Raw genomic sequence first — 17,861 nt, 5'->3', positions numbered from 1 at the left:
CCCCTGGGTAGCGACGAATGGAATGGACTGGACCGAACCGCAGGAGATAAAGAAATCTCGATGAGCGTAAGCGCCAATTACATTTCCTCAAAACTTAAATCACTTCCGATCAATTTCATCAAATCCTCAGGTGAATACTGTTCGTTCTTAATTAAACGAACTGCATGCCTACGTATCGACTGTTCAATCACATTTCGTACATACCGAGCGTTTGCGAAATTGCGCTCAACTTCACGGGTTTTTCTATATAAGTGCTCCTGTAATTTCCATTCCGCTTCTTGAGTTAATTGATACTCTCTTAATGTAACCATTTGTTTAGCGATATCCATTAGTTGGTTAACATCGTAATCATGAAAATCTAGAATAAATGGAAATCTAGACTTCAGGCCCGGGTTGAGTAACAAAAATCGTTCCATTTCATATGGATAACCTGCTAAAATCAAAACAAAATCATTTTGGTTATCCTCCATATGTTTTACTAATGTATCAATGGCTTCTTTTCCAAAATCCTTCTCGCCACCTCGAGCCAATGAATAGGCTTCATCAATAAAAAGCACTCCACCCATTGCCTTTTGAATTACCGCACGTGTTTTTTGAGCTGTTTGACCAATATATTCACCAACCAAATCCGCCCGTTCTGCCTCAATAAGATGGCCTTTTGACAATATTTCCATATCAAAATACATTTTAGCAAGCTTTCTTGCAACAGTAGTTTTACCTGTACCAGGATTGCCCTTAAATAACATATGAAGCACTTGTTTTGAACATGCTAGCCCCATTTGTTTTCTTCGTTCATTAATTACGATCGTAGCATATATCTCCTTAATTGTTTGTTTAAGGTTATCCATACCTATGAATGATGAGAATTCTTGATCAATATGCATGAATGGGCCACTTTCAATATGCCTTTTATCCGTATCAAGTTTTACACCTTTGTTATCATGCAAAACGATATTTATTTTCCCATTTTTATTGCGAACCATTTGTGTTTCCAATTCATCACCCCTCAGTCATCATAGTATACGTGATAAACTGAAAAGTTGTGACAAACGCCCATAAAACATTACGCTGGAGCAAATAGTTTAAGGGTAAAAATACACAAGCAAAACGGATACCCCATATAGAGTATCCGTTAAATTACCTATTCTTTATCGAGTGACACATTTTTAACCGGAGCAAATGTGGAAATTGCGTGTTTGAAAATGAGTTGTTGTTTTCCATCGGTTTCTAATAATACAGTGAAATTATCGAATGCTTTTACTATTCCTCTTAATTGGAATCCGTTTGTCAGAAATACCGTAACTGAAATGTGATCTTTCCTCAGCTGGTTTAAATATTGATCTTGGATATTCACTGATTGCGCCATTGCACTTCCTCCTCTTTTTCTATCTGTATATATATATTTATTTCTACTTTTCTTCCAACATTCCTGCTAAATCTTCTAAAATGTTTCGAATTTTTTCATTAATCGTCGAAGGAGTAAGCGAATACCATGTCACATTCATTTTGTTTTTAAACCATGTGTACTGCCGCTTCGCATATCTTCTAGAATTTTGTTTTAACTGCTCAATTGACTCTTCCAAGCTTTGTTCCCCTTTAAAATAAGGAATAAACTCTTTATAACCAATTGCCCGCATGGATTGACAGGTTGAAAAACCACTGTTGAATAAAGACCTTACTTCATCTAATAACCCATTTTCCATCATTCTATCAATTCGTTCATTTATTCGATTGTACAAAAGTTTTCGATCCATCTCCAATCCTATAAAAATAGGATTGTAAGGTGATTCTTTCTCTTGATTTTCCTGGTATTCGGACATCGTCATTCCAGTTGTTTCATAGATTTCAATCGCTCGTATTAACCGTCTATGGTTGTTGGGATGAACTTTACTTGCCTGTTGAGGATCTATTTCTTTCAAGTAATTGTAAAGAGGAGCAGAACCCTCGTTTACTATACGTTCTTCTAATCGCTTTGTTAACGTAGTATCACGCTTTTGATTCGAAAAATTATAATTATACAATGCTGCCTGAATGTAAAGCCCACTTCCTCCAGCAATAATTGGAATATGGTTATGATCAGAAATGTCATCAATATATTTCTGAACATTATACTGAAAATCTGCGACTGAAAATTCCTCATTAGGTTCTTTTATATCGAGCATATAATGGGGAATTTCTTGCATTTCCTCCATTGTAATTTTGGCGGTACCTATATCCATTCCTTTATATACTTGCATCGAATCTCCACTGATAATTTCTCCATTGAAAGCTTTAGCAATTTCAATACTTAGCTGCGTTTTCCCTACTGCGGTCGGGCCAACGACCACAATTACAGTTTTCTTCATCATTATTCCCCTAGATCACAAAGTTTTATTCATATGCACGATATGCGTGGAGCATCCAAACATATTTTTCTAGTTTCCCTTGGATAGCTACCAATAAATCAGTAGTTGGTTCATCATTATTTTCTGCTGCTAGTTTATACCCTTCACTCTGTATTTCATTAATGATTTGCTGATAATCTTCTATTAATTGTTGAATTATTTCATTTTCTTTATCATCAGCATTTGCTTCAACCAATGTTGCCTCTTTTAAATACTTAACCATCGTAGCCAGTGGTTTTCCATCAATCATTAAAATTCGTTCTGCAATTTCATCTAGATCAGCCGCAACTGTTGTATACATTTCTTCAAATTTCTCATGTAATTGAAAAAAGTGTCTCCCTTGAACAAACCAATGGTACCGATGCAGTTTTACATATAGCACAAAATAATTAGACAATAGTTGATTTAAAAAGTTTACTAATCGCTGATTATCCATAAACATACACCTCGCAGTTTTTATTAGCTTGTACGAGGTGCACGTGAATTATACATATTACATGACCCGCTTGAACATTTTCTCCAATTCGTAGGAAGAGAAATGTACAATTATTGGTCTACCATGTGGGCATGTAAATGGATCTGTTGTTGATCGTAAATCTTCTAACAGGCGAAACATATCATCCTGATTTAAGTAATGATTTGCTTTAATTGACCTTTTACATGACATTAGTATTGCTGCATCTTCCCTAATTGACTCGATATTAATTCGTTCTTCCTCCATAATTTGCGCAATCATTTCCCGGATGACTTCTTCTTCAAATCCTTGTGGAAACCAATTTGGATGGGAACGAATAATATACGACTGATTTCCAAACGATTCAAAGAACAGACCAACCTTCTCAAGTTCTTCCTTACATTGCTCAATAAAAATGGCTTCCTGTTTGGAAAAATCAAACGTCATTGGTATGAGGAGCTCTTGCGACTCGTTAGTAGCTTTACCTAGTTTTTGTTTAAAAAACTCATATTTAACTCGCTCTTGGGCCGCATGTTGATCGATCATATATAGGCCGTTTTCATTTTGAGCTATAATGTATGTCCCGTGTAATTGACCGATTGGGTACATCGTAGGAACACGTGGTGAATCTACCTTTTCTGTTTCTTCTTGTTTTTCAACCATAGACAATGTTTTAGGTTGAATCGTTTCTGGTATTGCTACATCTGGTTGATTATCTTTCGTAAATTCCTCTGTTGAAACATTGTTTTGACTGAATGGCATTTGATTTTCATTTATTCTTCTATCAGAATTCCAATTGATCGTTGGAGTTTTTTTAGATATAGTATCAAATTCCATTGTATTTTGGATGGAATTATTATTCTGATTTTGATTATGTTTTTCTTTCTGTTCCAATTCAGGAATTAATGTAATCTCCCTAAACTTTTTTCTGATTGTTTCTTCAATTGCACTAAACAATTCCTTATCTTTACTAAACCGAACTTCGAGCTTTGTTGGGTGAACATTAACATCGACTAAAATAGGATCCATTTCTATTGAGATAACCACAATAGGTTGTCGTCCTATTGGTAACAGTGTATGGTACCCTCTAATAATTGCCTGTGATAATGGAATGCTTTTTATATATCTACCGTTAATAATAGTAGATATATAGTTACGTGATGCACGAGTAACCTCAGGTTTTGCGATAAATCCGTTTATCGCAAAGTCGAGTGTTTCATGTTGAATAGGAATCATTTTTTTCGCCACGCTCATTCCATAAACGTGTGAGACAACTTGTAATAAATCTCCGCTGCCTGATGTTTTAAAAAGCTGTTTTCCATTATGTGTTGCTTCAAAGCGAATAGTTGGATGCGAAAGAGCTAAACGATTTAACAGATCGGTAATATGCCCTAGTTCAGTATGAATCGTCTTCATATACTTTAACCTTGCAGGCGTGTTGAAAAACAAATCTTCAACATTTATTTCCGATCCTTTACGCGCATCGCTTTTGCTTTTCTCGATCACTTTTCCGCCTTCCATTCGGAGAAATGTACCTGCTTCATTACCTTGAGACGTTTTGACTGTCAATCGACTGACTGCTGCAATACTTGCCAACGCTTCACCACGAAATCCAAGCGTTTTTACGTGAAATAAATCAGTTTCATTTTTAATTTTGCTTGTAGCATGTCGTAAAAAAGCTGTTTCACAGTCTTTCTCTGCCATCCCATCTCCATCATCGGTTATCTTAATTTGCTGTAGCCCAGCCTCTGCTAAATCTACCTTAATCCAAGTACTATTTGCATCAATACTATTTTCAATTAATTCCTTAACTACAGACGCAGGACGTTCGACTACCTCTCCAGCAGCTATCTTATTTGCAAGTGCATCGGACATTTGAAAAATTTTCATGGAAAACGATCCTTTCATAATTGCGATATTTCTGCTTGGCTTATAAGGTACAACACACATTTATTTTGTAAGTTTTTGTAAACGATACAATTCATTCATAGCTTGAAGTGGTGTCATATCGAATAAATCTAAATTCAAAAGCTCCTGTATTACTTTCGTTTCAGATTTTGTCTCATTTTTCTTTGTAGTAACCTTTTCTTCTTCAACAAAGAAAGATAATTGGGCAGTTTCATCATAGTTCGAATCCCTTTTTTCCTTCAATTCTTTATTTTCAAATTCATGTAAAATTGTATTTGCTCGATCAATCAATTTTTCAGGTAAGTTTGCTAATTTAGCAACATGTATACCGTAACTTTCATCTGCTGCCCCATCATTAATTTGATGGAGAAATACTACATTACCTTCATATTCTTCAGCTCTAACATGTATATTTTTTAACTTATCCAATGAATCCTCTAGTGCGGTCAATTCATGGTAATGTGTTGAGAATAGTGTTTTTGCATGGATATTATTATGGATGTATTCTACTATCGCCTGTGCTAACGCCATACCATCGTAAGTACTCGTCCCTCGGCCAATTTCATCAAGCAGAATTAAACTTTTGTCCGTTGCATTTGCAATAGCATGATTTGCTTCTAGCATTTCTACCATAAATGTACTTTGGCCAGAAACCAGATCATCTGCAGCACCAATTCGCGTAAAAATTTGATCAAAGATAAGAAGATCTGCTTGATCACACGGTACAAAACAACCAATTTGTCCCATGATTACAGTTAATGCTAATTGCCGCATATACGTGCTTTTACCTGACATATTAGGACCTGTAATCAGTAATATATCCCTGTCTTTATCTAAATGAACATCATTCGGAACAAATGATCCATCTTTCATCACTTGCTCTATTACAGGGTGTCTACCATTTTTAATCGTCAATGTACCTTCTACAAAACTTGGCCGTTTATAATGGTTCTCCTCACTGACAGTTGCAAATGCTTGTAAAACATCAATTTTACTAACAACTTCAGCTAATTCCTGTAAAACCGGTATTTGCTCTTTTAATTGTTCGCGAATTTCGATAAACAGGCTGTACTCTAATTCCACACTTTTTTCTTCTGCTTCTAAAATTAGCTGTTCTTTTTCTTTTAATTCCGGTGTAATGTAGCGTTCTGCATTTGTTAATGTTTGTTTCCGTTCATATTTTCCTTCAGGCAGCAAATGTAAATTGGCTTTTGTCACTTCAATGTAATAACCAAACACACGGTTATAACCGATTTTTAATGACTTAATGTTTGTTTCCTGTTTTTCTTTCTGCTCCAATTCAGCTATCCATTGCTTTCCGTTTTTCGACGCATCCCGATACGTATCTAACGTTTCATTATATCCATCTTTAATAATTGAACCTTCTTTAATTGAAACTGGTGGTTCATCTACTAAACTAGCTTCTAGTAATGAAACAATTTCCCCTGGCCATACAATATTTTCTCCTAATTCATTTATTTGCTCATGACCAAATTGATTTAGAGTATTCTTTATTTCAGGAATTTTCTCCAATGAATGTTTCAACTGAACTAAGTCGCGTGCATTTACATTGCCAAAAGCGATCCTTCCAGCAAGACGCTCTAAGTCATAAACTGATTTTAATGCTTCCCTCAATGAATCTCGTTCTATAAAAGCTTGATAAAAACCATCAACAATATTAAGTCTTTTTTCAATAAGGGTTTTATTAATTAGCGGTCGTTCTAGCCATTTTTTTAACAACCTCGACCCCATCGCAGTTACCGTGCGATCAAGAACCCATAATAAACTGCCATGTTTTCCTTTCTTTATGATGGTCTCCGTTAACTCTAAGTTTCGTTTAGAGTACATATCAAGGGATAAGTAATTTTTGAGTTCAATTACTTTGGCAGGCTGTAAATGATCAAGTGAACGTTTTTGTGTATGTTGTATATAGTTTAATAAACGACTAAATGCCTTCATCAATCGTTCATCATTCAATTCATCACACAAATTACGGTATTCCCCATTAAACGTGATTTCATCTTGATAGGATACCGTAACATTTAACTTTCCACGTAATTCTTGTTGCCAGTTCTCGGGTAAATTAGAGGAGACAACGATTTCTTTTATTGGCTGATTATATAACTCATGAATAACTGCGTCCCAGCCATGAGTAACTAAAGCAAGGCTATTTTCACCAGTCGACAAATCATTGTAAACAATGACATACGATCCATCATTAAAGTGTGAGAGACTGGCTATATAGTTATTTTCTCTTTCGCTTAGCATGTTACTCTCCATTACCGTTCCTGGTGTAATCAGTTGTACGACTTCTCGCTTGACTACACCTTTAGCTACTTTTGGATCTTCAACCTGTTCACATATAGCAACTTTATACCCCTTAGATATTAAATTTTTTATGTAATTATCTGCCGAATGATATGGGACCCCGCACATTGGAATTGGTTCAGTTTGACCCGCATTCTTTTTAGTAAGGGTTATTTCTAATTCTCTTGCTGCATTGATTGCATCATCAAAAAACATTTCATAAAAATCGCCTAACCGAAAAAATAAAAAAGCATCCTTATGATCTGCTTTAATTTTTATATATTGTTCCATCATTGGTGTGTATTTTGCCATTTTTAATCCTCCAAAACAAGCCGTATATAATATAATTATAGCATATTTTGTAGTATCGAGGCGACTTGTTCATATACCTAACAAACAAAAAAAACTTACGAGAGAATGATCCCTCGTAAGCTTTTTAATCTTTACTGCTACTTTCGTTTAAGAAATCATGATTGACCTCACTTAACTCATCATCTGTAATATCGAATCCCCAATCATCGTCATCATCAAAATCATAACCTTTAGGATCTACTCTAACACTAATCTTGGTTTCACCTATAATTTGGACAACGAATTCGCGTTCGATTTCCACAACAATTTTATGACCCTGATTAGCAATTTTGCATTCCAGACAATTTGGTTGCTGAATCACTTTAGCGATAACATCATAATCATCATTCAAGCAATGGTCATCTTTGACAGAGAGCGGAATAACATCACAATAGGTTACTCGTTCTGTTACAACCTCTGTTTTTGTATTGTCATTGTACGAATACCAGATATTAATGTCATAGCTACCATTGACTTCAACAGTATCCTCCGATTTTTTCTTAGCATTATACAAGTGATTTATTACCCAGCAACCAAGAATGCTTGAAGGTCTATGTGACGGTGATATGGAATGAGTTGCTTGCGTGAATTTACGTCCCTTACCACAAACAGCTTTTGTAATAATTTCTCTATATTCTTGATCAAGAAAACTCATAATTACGTATACCTCCTTTTTCTCATAGTCATTTTATGCAAGACAAATACCTAAAGTGCATAGCAATCCTATGAAAGATTAGAAGATAAAAATAAATCGTTAAAAATGCTTTTGTAGGTAACTGTTTATAGATATAAAAAAACCAAGTAGAAAAATTCATTCCTACTTGGTTGTGTTTTTAATGGCCACATGCGGAGCCGTTTTTTGCTTTTGAACCTGTTTCACCAGCTAATACATCTCCACCGGTTGATTCGATAACTTGATTCGTAACTTCCCTAGCAATTGTTCCTGTGACAAGCTGCAAGACATCATTAACGACAATTTGAGTTTCTTTAAATTCCTGTACGACTGGAATGTCATCAATTTCTTCTTGTAAACGGTCGATTTCCGCCTCAACTTTTTTCAACGCTTCTGTTTTATTATAAGCTTGAAAGTTTACAGCTTGTTTTTGTAGTGCTTTAATACGTGAAATTAATTGCTGTACCTTTTTATTATCATTGATCTTCGCTTCCACTTGTTTAAAGCGATCGATTTCTTCTGTATTTGCAAGCATGTCAGCTAATTTCTTTGCTTCATCTAATATTTGTGTGCGTGTATATTCAGCCATATTACTCCACCTCTACTGTATTTTCTACCATTATACCATTTAACGACCATGTTTTTGCATCCGTTATTTCAACTTCCACAATATGTCCAATTGCCGATTTCGGTCCTTTAAAGTTAACTAATTTGTTTTTCTCTGTGTAGCCAGCGAGAACATCAGGATCTTTTTTACTCTCGCCTTCAACTAAAACCTTAACTCTTTTCTTGTCATATTTCTTCATAGATTCGGCAGATTGTTTGTTAACAAGGTCATTCAAACGATATAGACGTTGTTTTTTAACTTCTTCTGGTACATCATCTTTTTTACGTGCTGCTGGTGTACCCTCACGAGGTGAGTAGATAAATGTATACGCAGCCTCAAAGCCAACTTCTTCAACAAGTGTCATGGTTTCTTCAAATTGTTCATCCGTTTCATTTGGGAAACCAACGATGATATCTGTTGTAAGTGTAGCGTTAGGCATAGCCTCACGTATTTTTTGTACTAATTCTAAGTATTCTTCACGCGTATATTTACGGTTCATTTTTTTCAATACTTCACTGCTTCCAGACTGAACTGGTAAATGAATATGATCAAGTAAGTTTCCACCTTTTGCAAGTACCTCAATTAGGCGATCATCAAAATCACGTGGATGTGATGTAGTAAAACGTATACGTGGAATATCAATTTTATGAATATCATCCATCAGATCACCAAGACCATATGTCAGATCATCAAAGTCTTTCCCGTATGCATTAACATTCTGACCAAGCAATGTGACTTCCTGATAGCCCTGCGCTGCTAATTGACGTACCTCTTGAATAATATCTTCTGGTCTGCGACTACGCTCTTTTCCACGTGTCATTGGTACAATACAATACGTACAGAACTTATCACATCCATACATAATATTTACCCATGCTTTAATTTTTCCTTTACGGGCTTTTGGAAGGTTTTCAATAATATCGCCTTCTTTAGACCATACTTCTACAACCTTTTCCTTACCGAACATAGCTTCTTTTACTAGTTGAGGTAAACGGTGAATATTATGTGTTCCAAAAATCAAATCAACTTGTGGATGTTTTTTCATAATCCGATTTACGACAGATTCTTCTTGTGACATACACCCACATACACCTAAGATTAAATCTGGTTTTTCCAATTTAAGTGGCTTTAAGTGTCCAATTTCACCGAAAACCTTATTTTCTGCGTTTTCACGAATTGCACATGTATTTAACAATATAATGTCTGCTTCATTTGTATCAGAGGTTGATTCATAGCCCATGTCGGTCAATATCCCTGCCATTACCTCTGTATCATGTTCGTTCATTTGACAGCCGTATGTACGGATCAAAAACTTTTTCCCTTCACCGATATTCTCCATATCTTCAGGGATGCCAAAGTCATAATGAACATTAACTTTGTCGCGACCGCGTTTTCGTGCTTTGTTGAGATTTGGTGGTTCGTATGTTGTTTCAAAATACTTCGCAAAATCGGCACTTGTTTTTTCATTTAATGGTTTGTCCTGACCGGATTTTTTGTCCGCGGCATCTACCTGGTTAATTTGCGACTGTTCTTTTCGCTGTTGTTCGTTCATAATGAAACTCCTTTCTATATTTAAAAAACGCTTAACTTACAAAGACATACATTGTATCAGTATAAAGCCTATAATCAAATTAAACAATACATGAGCGTTAAGCGCAAACAAAAATTCTTTTATACTAAGTCTGTTTCTTATGCAATAAAAAATAGTGTTACGTACAACGCAACACTAACACTTGTTAAATAATGTCTATATAATTTATCTAGGTTCTACAATCAACTTAATTGCTGTACGTTCTTCATTGTCGATCATAATATCGGTAAAGGCCGGGATACAAATTAAATCAACTCCACTAGGTGCTACAAACCCTCTGGCGATGGCTACTGCTTTCACGGCTTGGTTTAATGCACCTGCACCGATTGCTTGAATTTCCGCTGAGCCACGTTCTCGTAAGACGTTCGCAAGTGCGCCTGCTACTGAATTTGGACTTGATTTTGCTGACACTTTTAATATATCCATTACTAGTACCTCCTTCATTTACTATTGTAGTTCTAATGCTACTATATTCTTGGAGATGATAGCTTATTACCTTATTATGCAGGAATAATTCTAAAAACTCAAATAGTTAAAGTCGCTAGTAGATATGGCAGATAAACAGAGAATCACCTGAAAAACGGATGGTCATCATTTATTAAAATACGCTCAACCTTAGAAGCACGTCCATCTTTGTCGTTGATTGTTACTAAAAAACCATTTAGTTGTGTTCTACCCTTTTTATCAACTTCAAAACGTACAGGTAAATTTGTTAGAAATTTTTTCAATACAGCTTCCTTTTCAGTCCCCAAAATAGCATCATAAGGTCCTGTCATCCCTACATCCGTAATATATGCTGTACCTTGAGGTAAAATGCGTTCGTCTGCTGTTTGAGTATGTGTATGTGTACCAACGACAGCGCTTACTCTTCCATCGACATACCAGCCCATTGCTTGTTTTTCACTTGTTGCTTCTGCATGAAAATCAAGAAAAATTATGTTTGTACGCTGTCTAGCTTCCTTTATCAACTCATCTACTTTTCGAAATGGATCATCAAGAGCAGGCAAGAAAGTCCGTCCTTGCATATTAATAACAGCTACTTCTGTTCCATTCAAATTATAGTAAACAATCCCCTTCCCAGGAGTACCCTCTGGAAAGTTTGCAGGACGTATCATATATTTGGCATCATGTATAAACTCAAATATATCTTTTTTGTCCCAAGTGTGATTCCCCATTGTAATAACCTGAGCACCACTCTCTAAAAACTGTTTATATATTTTTTCAGTTATTCCTTTGCCAGATGCCGCGTTTTCACCATTTATTATTGTAATGTGTGGACGATATTTTTCTTTTAATTTTGGCAAATATTCCTGAACCATATCACGTCCTGGTGAACCTACTATGTCACCAATAAATAATATTTTCATTTCCATAATCATCCTATCTATAAAAGTATCATTAGTGTTTCATAACGGAATATGTATTGTCAATTTTACTGGAACAAAAGCATAAATACCCATAACATGGGATGCCCTCGGATAACACAGATAGCTTAAACGTTAGCGCATAAAGGGCGGTTATATGAAGTATTCCTATCCGCCAAAGATGGGCCTGGCTTACCATCGTTAGTTTAATGGAACCATGTTACTTTACCTGCCAAAAAAATAAAAGCAGCCAGATTGACCGCTTTTATTTTGCATATTCAACTGCTCTTGTTTCTCGAATAACAGTTACTTTGATATGTCCCGGATAATCGAGTTCTCCTTCAATTCGTTTGCGTATATCACGTGCAATTCGAACTGATTCAATGTCGTCGATCTCATCGGGTTTTACTATTATACGAATTTCTCTTCCAGCTTGGATAGCAAACGATTTTTCAACACCACCAAACGATTCAGAAATCTCTTCAAGTTTTTCCAACCGTTTAATATAGTTCTCAAGCGTTTCACTTCTTGCTCCAGGTCTAGCAGCAGATAGTGCATCTGCAGCAGCTACTAGTACAGAAATGATTGATGTTGGTTCCTCGTCACCATGGTGGGAAGCAATTGAATTAATAACAACTTCATGTTCTTTATACTTCATTGCAAGCTCTTTACCAATTTCAACATGGCTGCCTTCTACCTCATGATCAATTGCTTTTCCGATATCATGTAGAAGACCCGCTCTTCTTGCAAGTGTTACATCTTCACCTAATTCAGCAGCAAGCAACCCTGATAGGAATGCTACTTCGGTAGAATGCTTCAATACATTTTGACCATAGCTTGTACGATATTTTAGACGACCGAGTATTTTTACAAGGTCTGGATGTAGACCATGTACACCAACTTCAAACGTTGTTTCCTCTCCAACTTCCCGTATATATTCGTCAACTTCACGTCTAGCTTTATCCACCATTTCTTCAATTCTTGCAGGGTGAATTCTGCCATCCTGTACAAGTTTTTCTAACGCCATACGAGCGGTTTCTCTCCTAATAGGATCAAAACCTGATAAAATTACGGCCTCTGGTGTATCATCGATAATTAAGTCAATTCCAGTTAACGTTTCTAATGTACGTATATTACGACCTTCACGTCCTATGATACGACCTTTCATCTCATCATTTGGAAGGTTTACAACAGATACAGTTGTTTCAGCAACGTGGTCTGCAGCACAGCGCTGTAACGCTAAGGAAAGAATGTTTTTAGCTTTTTTATCAGCTTCTTCTTTCGCACGATTCTCAGCTTCTTTTATCATTAACGCTGACTCATGTGTAACCTCTTGTTCGATACGCTCTAAAATTACTTGTCTTGCTTGGTCAGTAGTATATCCTGAAATGCGTTCAAGCTCCGTTTGCTGCTCTTGAATCATAGCTCCCACTTTGCTTTCCATTTCTTCAATTTGTTGTTGTTTTTCTGTTAGCGATTGTTCCTTTCTTTCTAATAAGAGTTCTCGCTTATCCAGTGTTTCACTTTTTCTGTCCAGATTCTCTTCTTTTTGCATTAGACGATTTTCTTGTTTCTGCATTTCATTTCGTCTCTCACGCAGATCTTGTTCCATCTGCTGGCGAAGTGTATGATTCTCTTCTTTCGCCTCAAGAAGTGCCTCTTTCTTAGCGGCATCTGCATTCCGATGTGCTTCATCTACTATTTGCTTAGCTAGCTTTTCTGCACTAGAAATTTTAGCTTCAGCTATAGATTTACGAATCAGATAACCAACAACAATACCGACGATTAGGGTAAGCAAAATGGAGATGATTAAGGTAATGTCCACGGTTTCACCTCCTATTGCTATAAAGTTGTACAATTCATTATTGTCGGCATGTACAAAAATCAATTAGAAATAAATGACAAAAATTGTATAATAGAAATTATAAAATTATACATATTAATTTTAATTGTCATGTCAGCCAATGTCAAGGAAACGTCACAATTAAAAAAGTCTGATTAGAATAACTTTCTCTCAATAATTGGACATATAGTACCAAGTATCAACTAGTAATCATACATTCTCATTCTATCCATATTTTCTCCATAGAAGACAAAAAACCTCTGCAAAATTAATATTTTGCAAAGGCTTTTTTTAAGAGTAGTTATCCTACATTAAAGGACTTTATACATCTAACGTTTCTTGTTGTTCTTCCCCAACGGATTGGTCTTCAGTTTCATCTAAATTATAATGTTTACGAATGGCGTCATGTATTTCCGCCATTACATTATCATTTTCTTTCAAAAATTGTTTAGCATTTTCTCTTCCTTGACCAAGTCTTTCTTCATTATATGAATACCATGCGCCACTTTTTAATACGATATCCAAATCTGAACCAATATCAAGTATTTCACCCTCTTTTGAAATACCTTGCCCATACATAATATCTACTTCTGCCTGTTTAAAAGGAGGAGCAACTTTATTTTTAACTACTTTAATCCTTGCTTTATTCCCTACCATATCATTACCTTGTTTTAGTGTTTCCGCGCGACGGACCTCTAGTCTAACAGATGAATAGAATTTTAGAGCGCGTCCACCTGGAGTAGTTTCTGGGTTACCGAACATGACGCCAATTTTTTCACGAATTTGGTTAATAAAAATAGCAGTAGTTTTCGATTTATTAATTGATCCCGAAAGCTTTCTTAATGCTTGAGACATCAGACGTGCTTGTAGACCTACGTGAGAATCACCCATCTCACCTTCGATTTCCGCTTTTGGAACTAAAGCAGCAACTGAATCCACAACTATAATATCTACTGCACCACTGCGTACAAGTGCCTCAGCGATTTCCAATGCCTGCTCACCAGTATCTGGCTGTGATAAAAGCAGGTCGTCAATATTTACACCCAAAGCTCTTGCATAAGTAGGATCTAGCGCATGCTCTGCATCGATAAACGCTGCTTGTCCACCTTGTTTTTGTGCTTCAGCAATCGCATGTAACGCAACCGTTGTTTTACCAGATGACTCAGGTCCATATATTTCGATTACCCTGCCTCTTGGATAACCACCAACACCCAATGCAACATCCAATGCTAATGATCCACTAGGAACCGTTGCGATTTTTTGTCCAGCTTGTTCACCGAGTTTCATAATTGAACCTTTGCCAAATTGCTTCTCAATTTGTCTTAACGCCATATCTAAAGCTTGTTTTTTATCACTCAACGAGCTTACCTCCTTTAATTATCTATTTCCATCATACCTTGTTTTTGATGATTTGCCAACAATAAATCGAATAAATGTTCTCATTTTTACAGAGTTTATTTTCTATAAAACTATAATTTGCCTGTCACATGGCTAGTAAAAATCAATTTCCCATAACAAATTAATGGAAACTTTGCTATTTTAAATGTTTCAACAAAAGTTCATACCCTTTTTGTACAGTTTTACTTCTAACCGTCTGCCTGTTTCCCTGGAATATAAATTTCTCAACATGATGACCATTTTGGCTATCTGAAATCGCTATATACACTGTTCCAGGGGGATTTCCTTCTATAGGGTCTGGTCCTGCTACTCCAGTAAAACTAATACCGATATTAGATGCTAATAAGTTTTTAACATTTACAGCCATTTCAACCGCACATTCTTCACTAACTGTTCCTCGTTGATAAATTGTTTCAGGTGCAATTTTTAATACGTTTTCCTTAACTTTTGTATCATAGCATACAATCCCACCAGTACAAACAGAAGATGCGCCCTCATTTACAATTAGTCTGTCAGTAAACATGCCACCTGTAAGACTTTCAGCTGCTGCAATTGTCATTCTTTTTTCTCTTAACAAGTCAAATACTTTAGTCTCTAGAGATTGATCATCAAAACCGTAAAAATAGGTACCCACTTTGTCAAAGATTCGACTTTGTGTTTTTTCTATTAAAGTTGCTGCTTCATCCATTGTATCTGCTTTGGCTGTTAGGCGAATTGCTACACCTTGCTCCTGAGCAAGTGGTGCAATAGTTGGATTTGTCTGTTGCTGAATAAGTGTGCTCAATTCATGCTCCAAGGTAGCTTCACCAATTCCAATAAACTTGAGCATTGTAGATTTTATAACTTTGCTTTCTCCAGTCAGTTGTCTGAAAAAGGGAAGAACATCATTTGTAATCATTGATTTCATTTCTTTAGGAACGCCAGGAAGAAAAATCCATGTCTTTTTTTGATAGGATACAATCATTCCCGGAGCCATCCCAACTTTGTTTTCAATCACATTAGCACCTGCGAAAACGCGGGCCTGTTTTTTGTTGTTCGGAGTCATTCTACGTTTTTGTTTTTCGAAGTAGGATTCAATCTTGTTCATCGATTCCTTATGTTCAACCATTTTCAAGTTAGAAATGTTCTGAAATGCTTCTCTTGTAAGATCATCATCTGTTGGCCCAAGTCCACCTGTTACAATAATAACATCAGATCGTTTGGCAGATTGTACAAATTGCTCTTGTACTCGATGTAAATTATCCCCAACAACAGTATGATAATAAACGTCAAGCCCATGTAATGCTAGCTGCTGTGAGATCCATTGTGCATTTGTATTGGCAATTTGGCCAAGTAAAAGTTCGGTACCAACTGCAACAATTTCAGATTTTAGCTGTGTCATTATTTAGAATCCCTCATCACATTCCAGTTTTTAACAAAATAATCATATCCAGAAAGAGCGGTGAAAAATAACGCAACATAGAGCATGATTGTTGCAAATGGAAAATTTACATAAGAAAACGGGAAATTATGTAATAACAATGCTGAAATTGCAACTATCTGTGTAACAGTTTTTAATTTCCCCATTTTACTTGCAGCAAGGACAACCCCTTCTCCAGCTGCAACTAAGCGTAATCCTGTTACAGCAAACTCACGACTTATAATAATAATTACAACCCATGCAGGTGCTAAACCCATCTCAACTAATAGAATAAGTGCAGCAGATACAAGCAATTTGTCCGCGAGTGGGTCAAGGAATTTTCCTAAATTAGTAACAAGGTTGTGTTTTCTTGCATAATAACCATCGATCCAATCGGTTGTAGACGCAACAATGAATAGTAATGCAGCGGCAAAGTGTGAAACTGGTAAAGCTGTCTCATTGATTTGCCATTCTCCCCAATTAAACGGGACACTAAGCAGCACGATAAAAATCGGGATAAGAAAAATACGTGAAAGTGTAATTCTATTTGGTATGTTCATAACTTTTCCTCCTAGTTTTGTTATAACGGTATAAAACCCTTCCACAAAGGATGAAGGGGAAGGGTTTTTACCAATATTAGCTATGACTGCTGTTCTGGTGTCTTATTAATATTGATCCAAATATATTGGGAAACTATTTCTGGGTTAACAGGATATTCCAATTCAACACCATTTATTGTGATATCCAATTCAGGAGCTTTCCCAACATTGAAACGCACACGATCTTCACCCGATATATCAATCTCAAGTGGAGATTTTTCAGAAGTGACCATACCTGAATAGTAAGGTTTTCCATCTTCGTTTTTAACATCTAACCATGATTCCCCATCTGATTCGAAGGTTACTTTTACCTCTTCACCTGCATTTTCTAAAGCAAGCGTCGATTCAGGGCGATTACCTGTACCCTTCTCAACCACTGTCAACTTAGGTTTAGGATCTTCTGATTCAAGTTCATCCTGATTAGTCTCATCTGTTTTCTCTTCATTTGCTGCATCATTCGTCGTTGATTCTTCAGTATTTGAACTATCCTCAGTTTGACTATCGTTATCATCAGGATTATAAATTATTTCGTTGTCATCCTTTTGTTCTACAGGCTCCGTCTTATCGTCAGAAGCTGTTTTTTGAATAAAAAACCATGCAGCAAAAATAATACCAATTACCAGTAAAATGACGATAATGGTAGGTATAATAGAGAAAATCGACGAATTCTTAGTAGGATTATTTTCTTTTCTTGAACGTTGTATTCGTGTATATTGTTCCGTATCATTTTCTTCAGTTTTAGGAATTTCTTCCTTGTATTCCACTAAAAGCTCATCTGGATCTAGTCCCACGGCAGTTGCATATTCTTTTATAAACGCCCTTGCGTAAAACTTACCCGGCAAAATCTGAAAATTACCTTCTTCGATTGCAAGTAAGTACCTTTTTTGTATTTTGGTTGTTTCTTGAAGACTTTCTAGAGATATATCTTTAGAAAGTCTTGCCTCTTTCAGCCTTGCCCCTATTTCCATAAATAACACCATCCA

General features: G+C 36.0%; 16 protein-coding genes. All 16 read right to left on the bottom strand.

Annotated features, from left to right (window positions below; translation table 11 throughout):
- Window positions 1-77: 77 nt before the first annotated feature.
- The 16 genes from spoVK to CS937_RS09130 all read right to left on the bottom strand — a co-directional run bounded on the left by spoVK (window position 78) and on the right by CS937_RS09130 (window position 17,846).
- Window positions 78-983 carry a stage V sporulation protein K gene (gene spoVK, locus CS937_RS09205; RefSeq protein ID WP_099158846.1) on the bottom strand — a complete coding sequence of 302 codons (906 nt, stop codon included), beginning with the start codon at window positions 981-983 and terminating at the stop codon, window positions 78-80.
- 158 nt (window positions 984-1,141) lie between these two features.
- Window positions 1,142-1,366, bottom strand: coding sequence for an RNA chaperone Hfq (gene hfq, locus CS937_RS09200; RefSeq protein ID WP_099158179.1), 225 nt, complete (start codon window positions 1,364-1,366; stop codon window positions 1,142-1,144).
- Window positions 1,367-1,409: 43 nt separating this feature from the next.
- The gene (miaA, locus tag CS937_RS09195; protein WP_099158178.1) at window positions 1,410-2,345 is read right to left on the bottom strand and encodes a tRNA (adenosine(37)-N6)-dimethylallyltransferase MiaA; all 936 of its coding nucleotides are present in this window, start codon (window positions 2,343-2,345) and stop codon (window positions 1,410-1,412) included.
- 25 nt (window positions 2,346-2,370) lie between these two features.
- A complete protein-coding gene (locus CS937_RS09190) occupies window positions 2,371-2,820 on the bottom strand; it encodes a Dps family protein (RefSeq protein ID WP_099158177.1) in 450 nt (149 codons plus the stop codon).
- 57 nt (window positions 2,821-2,877) lie between these two features.
- Window positions 2,878-4,728, bottom strand: coding sequence for a DNA mismatch repair endonuclease MutL (gene mutL / locus CS937_RS09185; RefSeq protein WP_099158176.1), 1,851 nt, complete (start codon window positions 4,726-4,728; stop codon window positions 2,878-2,880).
- Between the two features lie 60 nt (window positions 4,729-4,788).
- Entirely contained in the window at window positions 4,789-7,365 is a 2,577-nt protein-coding gene (gene mutS / locus CS937_RS09180) for a DNA mismatch repair protein MutS (RefSeq protein WP_099158175.1), read from the bottom strand.
- Between the two features lie 124 nt (window positions 7,366-7,489).
- Window positions 7,490-8,059: an outer spore coat protein CotE gene (gene cotE, locus CS937_RS09175; RefSeq protein ID WP_099158174.1), complete on the bottom strand. Its 570-nt coding sequence runs from the start codon at window positions 8,057-8,059 to the stop codon at window positions 7,490-7,492.
- Between the two features lie 178 nt (window positions 8,060-8,237).
- Window positions 8,238-8,666 (bottom strand): YlbF/YmcA family competence regulator, encoded by a 429-nt coding sequence (locus tag CS937_RS09170; RefSeq protein WP_099158173.1) that lies wholly within the window; start codon window positions 8,664-8,666, stop codon window positions 8,238-8,240.
- Window position 8,667: 1 nt separating this feature from the next.
- Window positions 8,668-10,236, bottom strand: coding sequence for a tRNA (N6-isopentenyl adenosine(37)-C2)-methylthiotransferase MiaB (miaB, locus tag CS937_RS09165; protein ID WP_099158172.1), 1,569 nt, complete (start codon window positions 10,234-10,236; stop codon window positions 8,668-8,670).
- A 204-nt stretch (window positions 10,237-10,440) separates the two neighbouring features.
- Entirely contained in the window at window positions 10,441-10,701 is a 261-nt protein-coding gene (gene spoVS / locus CS937_RS09160; protein ID WP_099158171.1) for a stage V sporulation protein SpoVS, read from the bottom strand.
- Window positions 10,702-10,844: 143 nt separating this feature from the next.
- Window positions 10,845-11,642, bottom strand: a complete 798-nt coding sequence (locus tag CS937_RS09155) for a TIGR00282 family metallophosphoesterase (RefSeq protein WP_099158170.1) — start codon at window positions 11,640-11,642, stop codon at window positions 10,845-10,847.
- A gap of 262 nt (window positions 11,643-11,904) precedes the next feature.
- On the bottom strand, window positions 11,905-13,464 hold the full coding sequence (gene rny / locus CS937_RS09150) for a ribonuclease Y (RefSeq protein WP_099158169.1): 1,560 nt from the start codon (window positions 13,462-13,464) through the stop codon (window positions 11,905-11,907).
- A gap of 339 nt (window positions 13,465-13,803) precedes the next feature.
- Window positions 13,804-14,841, bottom strand: a complete 1,038-nt coding sequence (recA, locus tag CS937_RS09145; RefSeq protein WP_099158168.1) for a recombinase RecA — start codon at window positions 14,839-14,841, stop codon at window positions 13,804-13,806.
- A gap of 175 nt (window positions 14,842-15,016) precedes the next feature.
- Window positions 15,017-16,261 (bottom strand): competence/damage-inducible protein A, encoded by a 1,245-nt coding sequence (locus CS937_RS09140; RefSeq protein ID WP_099158167.1) that lies wholly within the window; start codon window positions 16,259-16,261, stop codon window positions 15,017-15,019.
- Window positions 16,261-16,839: a CDP-diacylglycerol--glycerol-3-phosphate 3-phosphatidyltransferase gene (gene pgsA, locus CS937_RS09135; RefSeq protein WP_099158166.1), complete on the bottom strand. Its 579-nt coding sequence runs from the start codon at window positions 16,837-16,839 to the stop codon at window positions 16,261-16,263. Before pgsA ends, CS937_RS09140 begins: the two co-directional genes overlap by 1 nt.
- An 80-nt stretch (window positions 16,840-16,919) precedes the next feature.
- Window positions 16,920-17,846, bottom strand: a complete 927-nt coding sequence (locus CS937_RS09130; RefSeq protein ID WP_099158165.1) for a helix-turn-helix domain-containing protein — start codon at window positions 17,844-17,846, stop codon at window positions 16,920-16,922.
- Between the last annotated feature and the right edge of the window lie 15 nt (window positions 17,847-17,861).

The organism is Virgibacillus ndiopensis (assembly GCF_900187325.1).
In the GTDB taxonomy this organism is placed as follows: Bacteria; Bacillota; Bacilli; order Bacillales; family Amphibacillaceae; genus Virgibacillus_E; species Virgibacillus_E ndiopensis.
The sequence above is the reverse complement of the archived record's forward strand: the minus strand, read 5'-3'. Positions and strand labels throughout refer to the sequence as shown.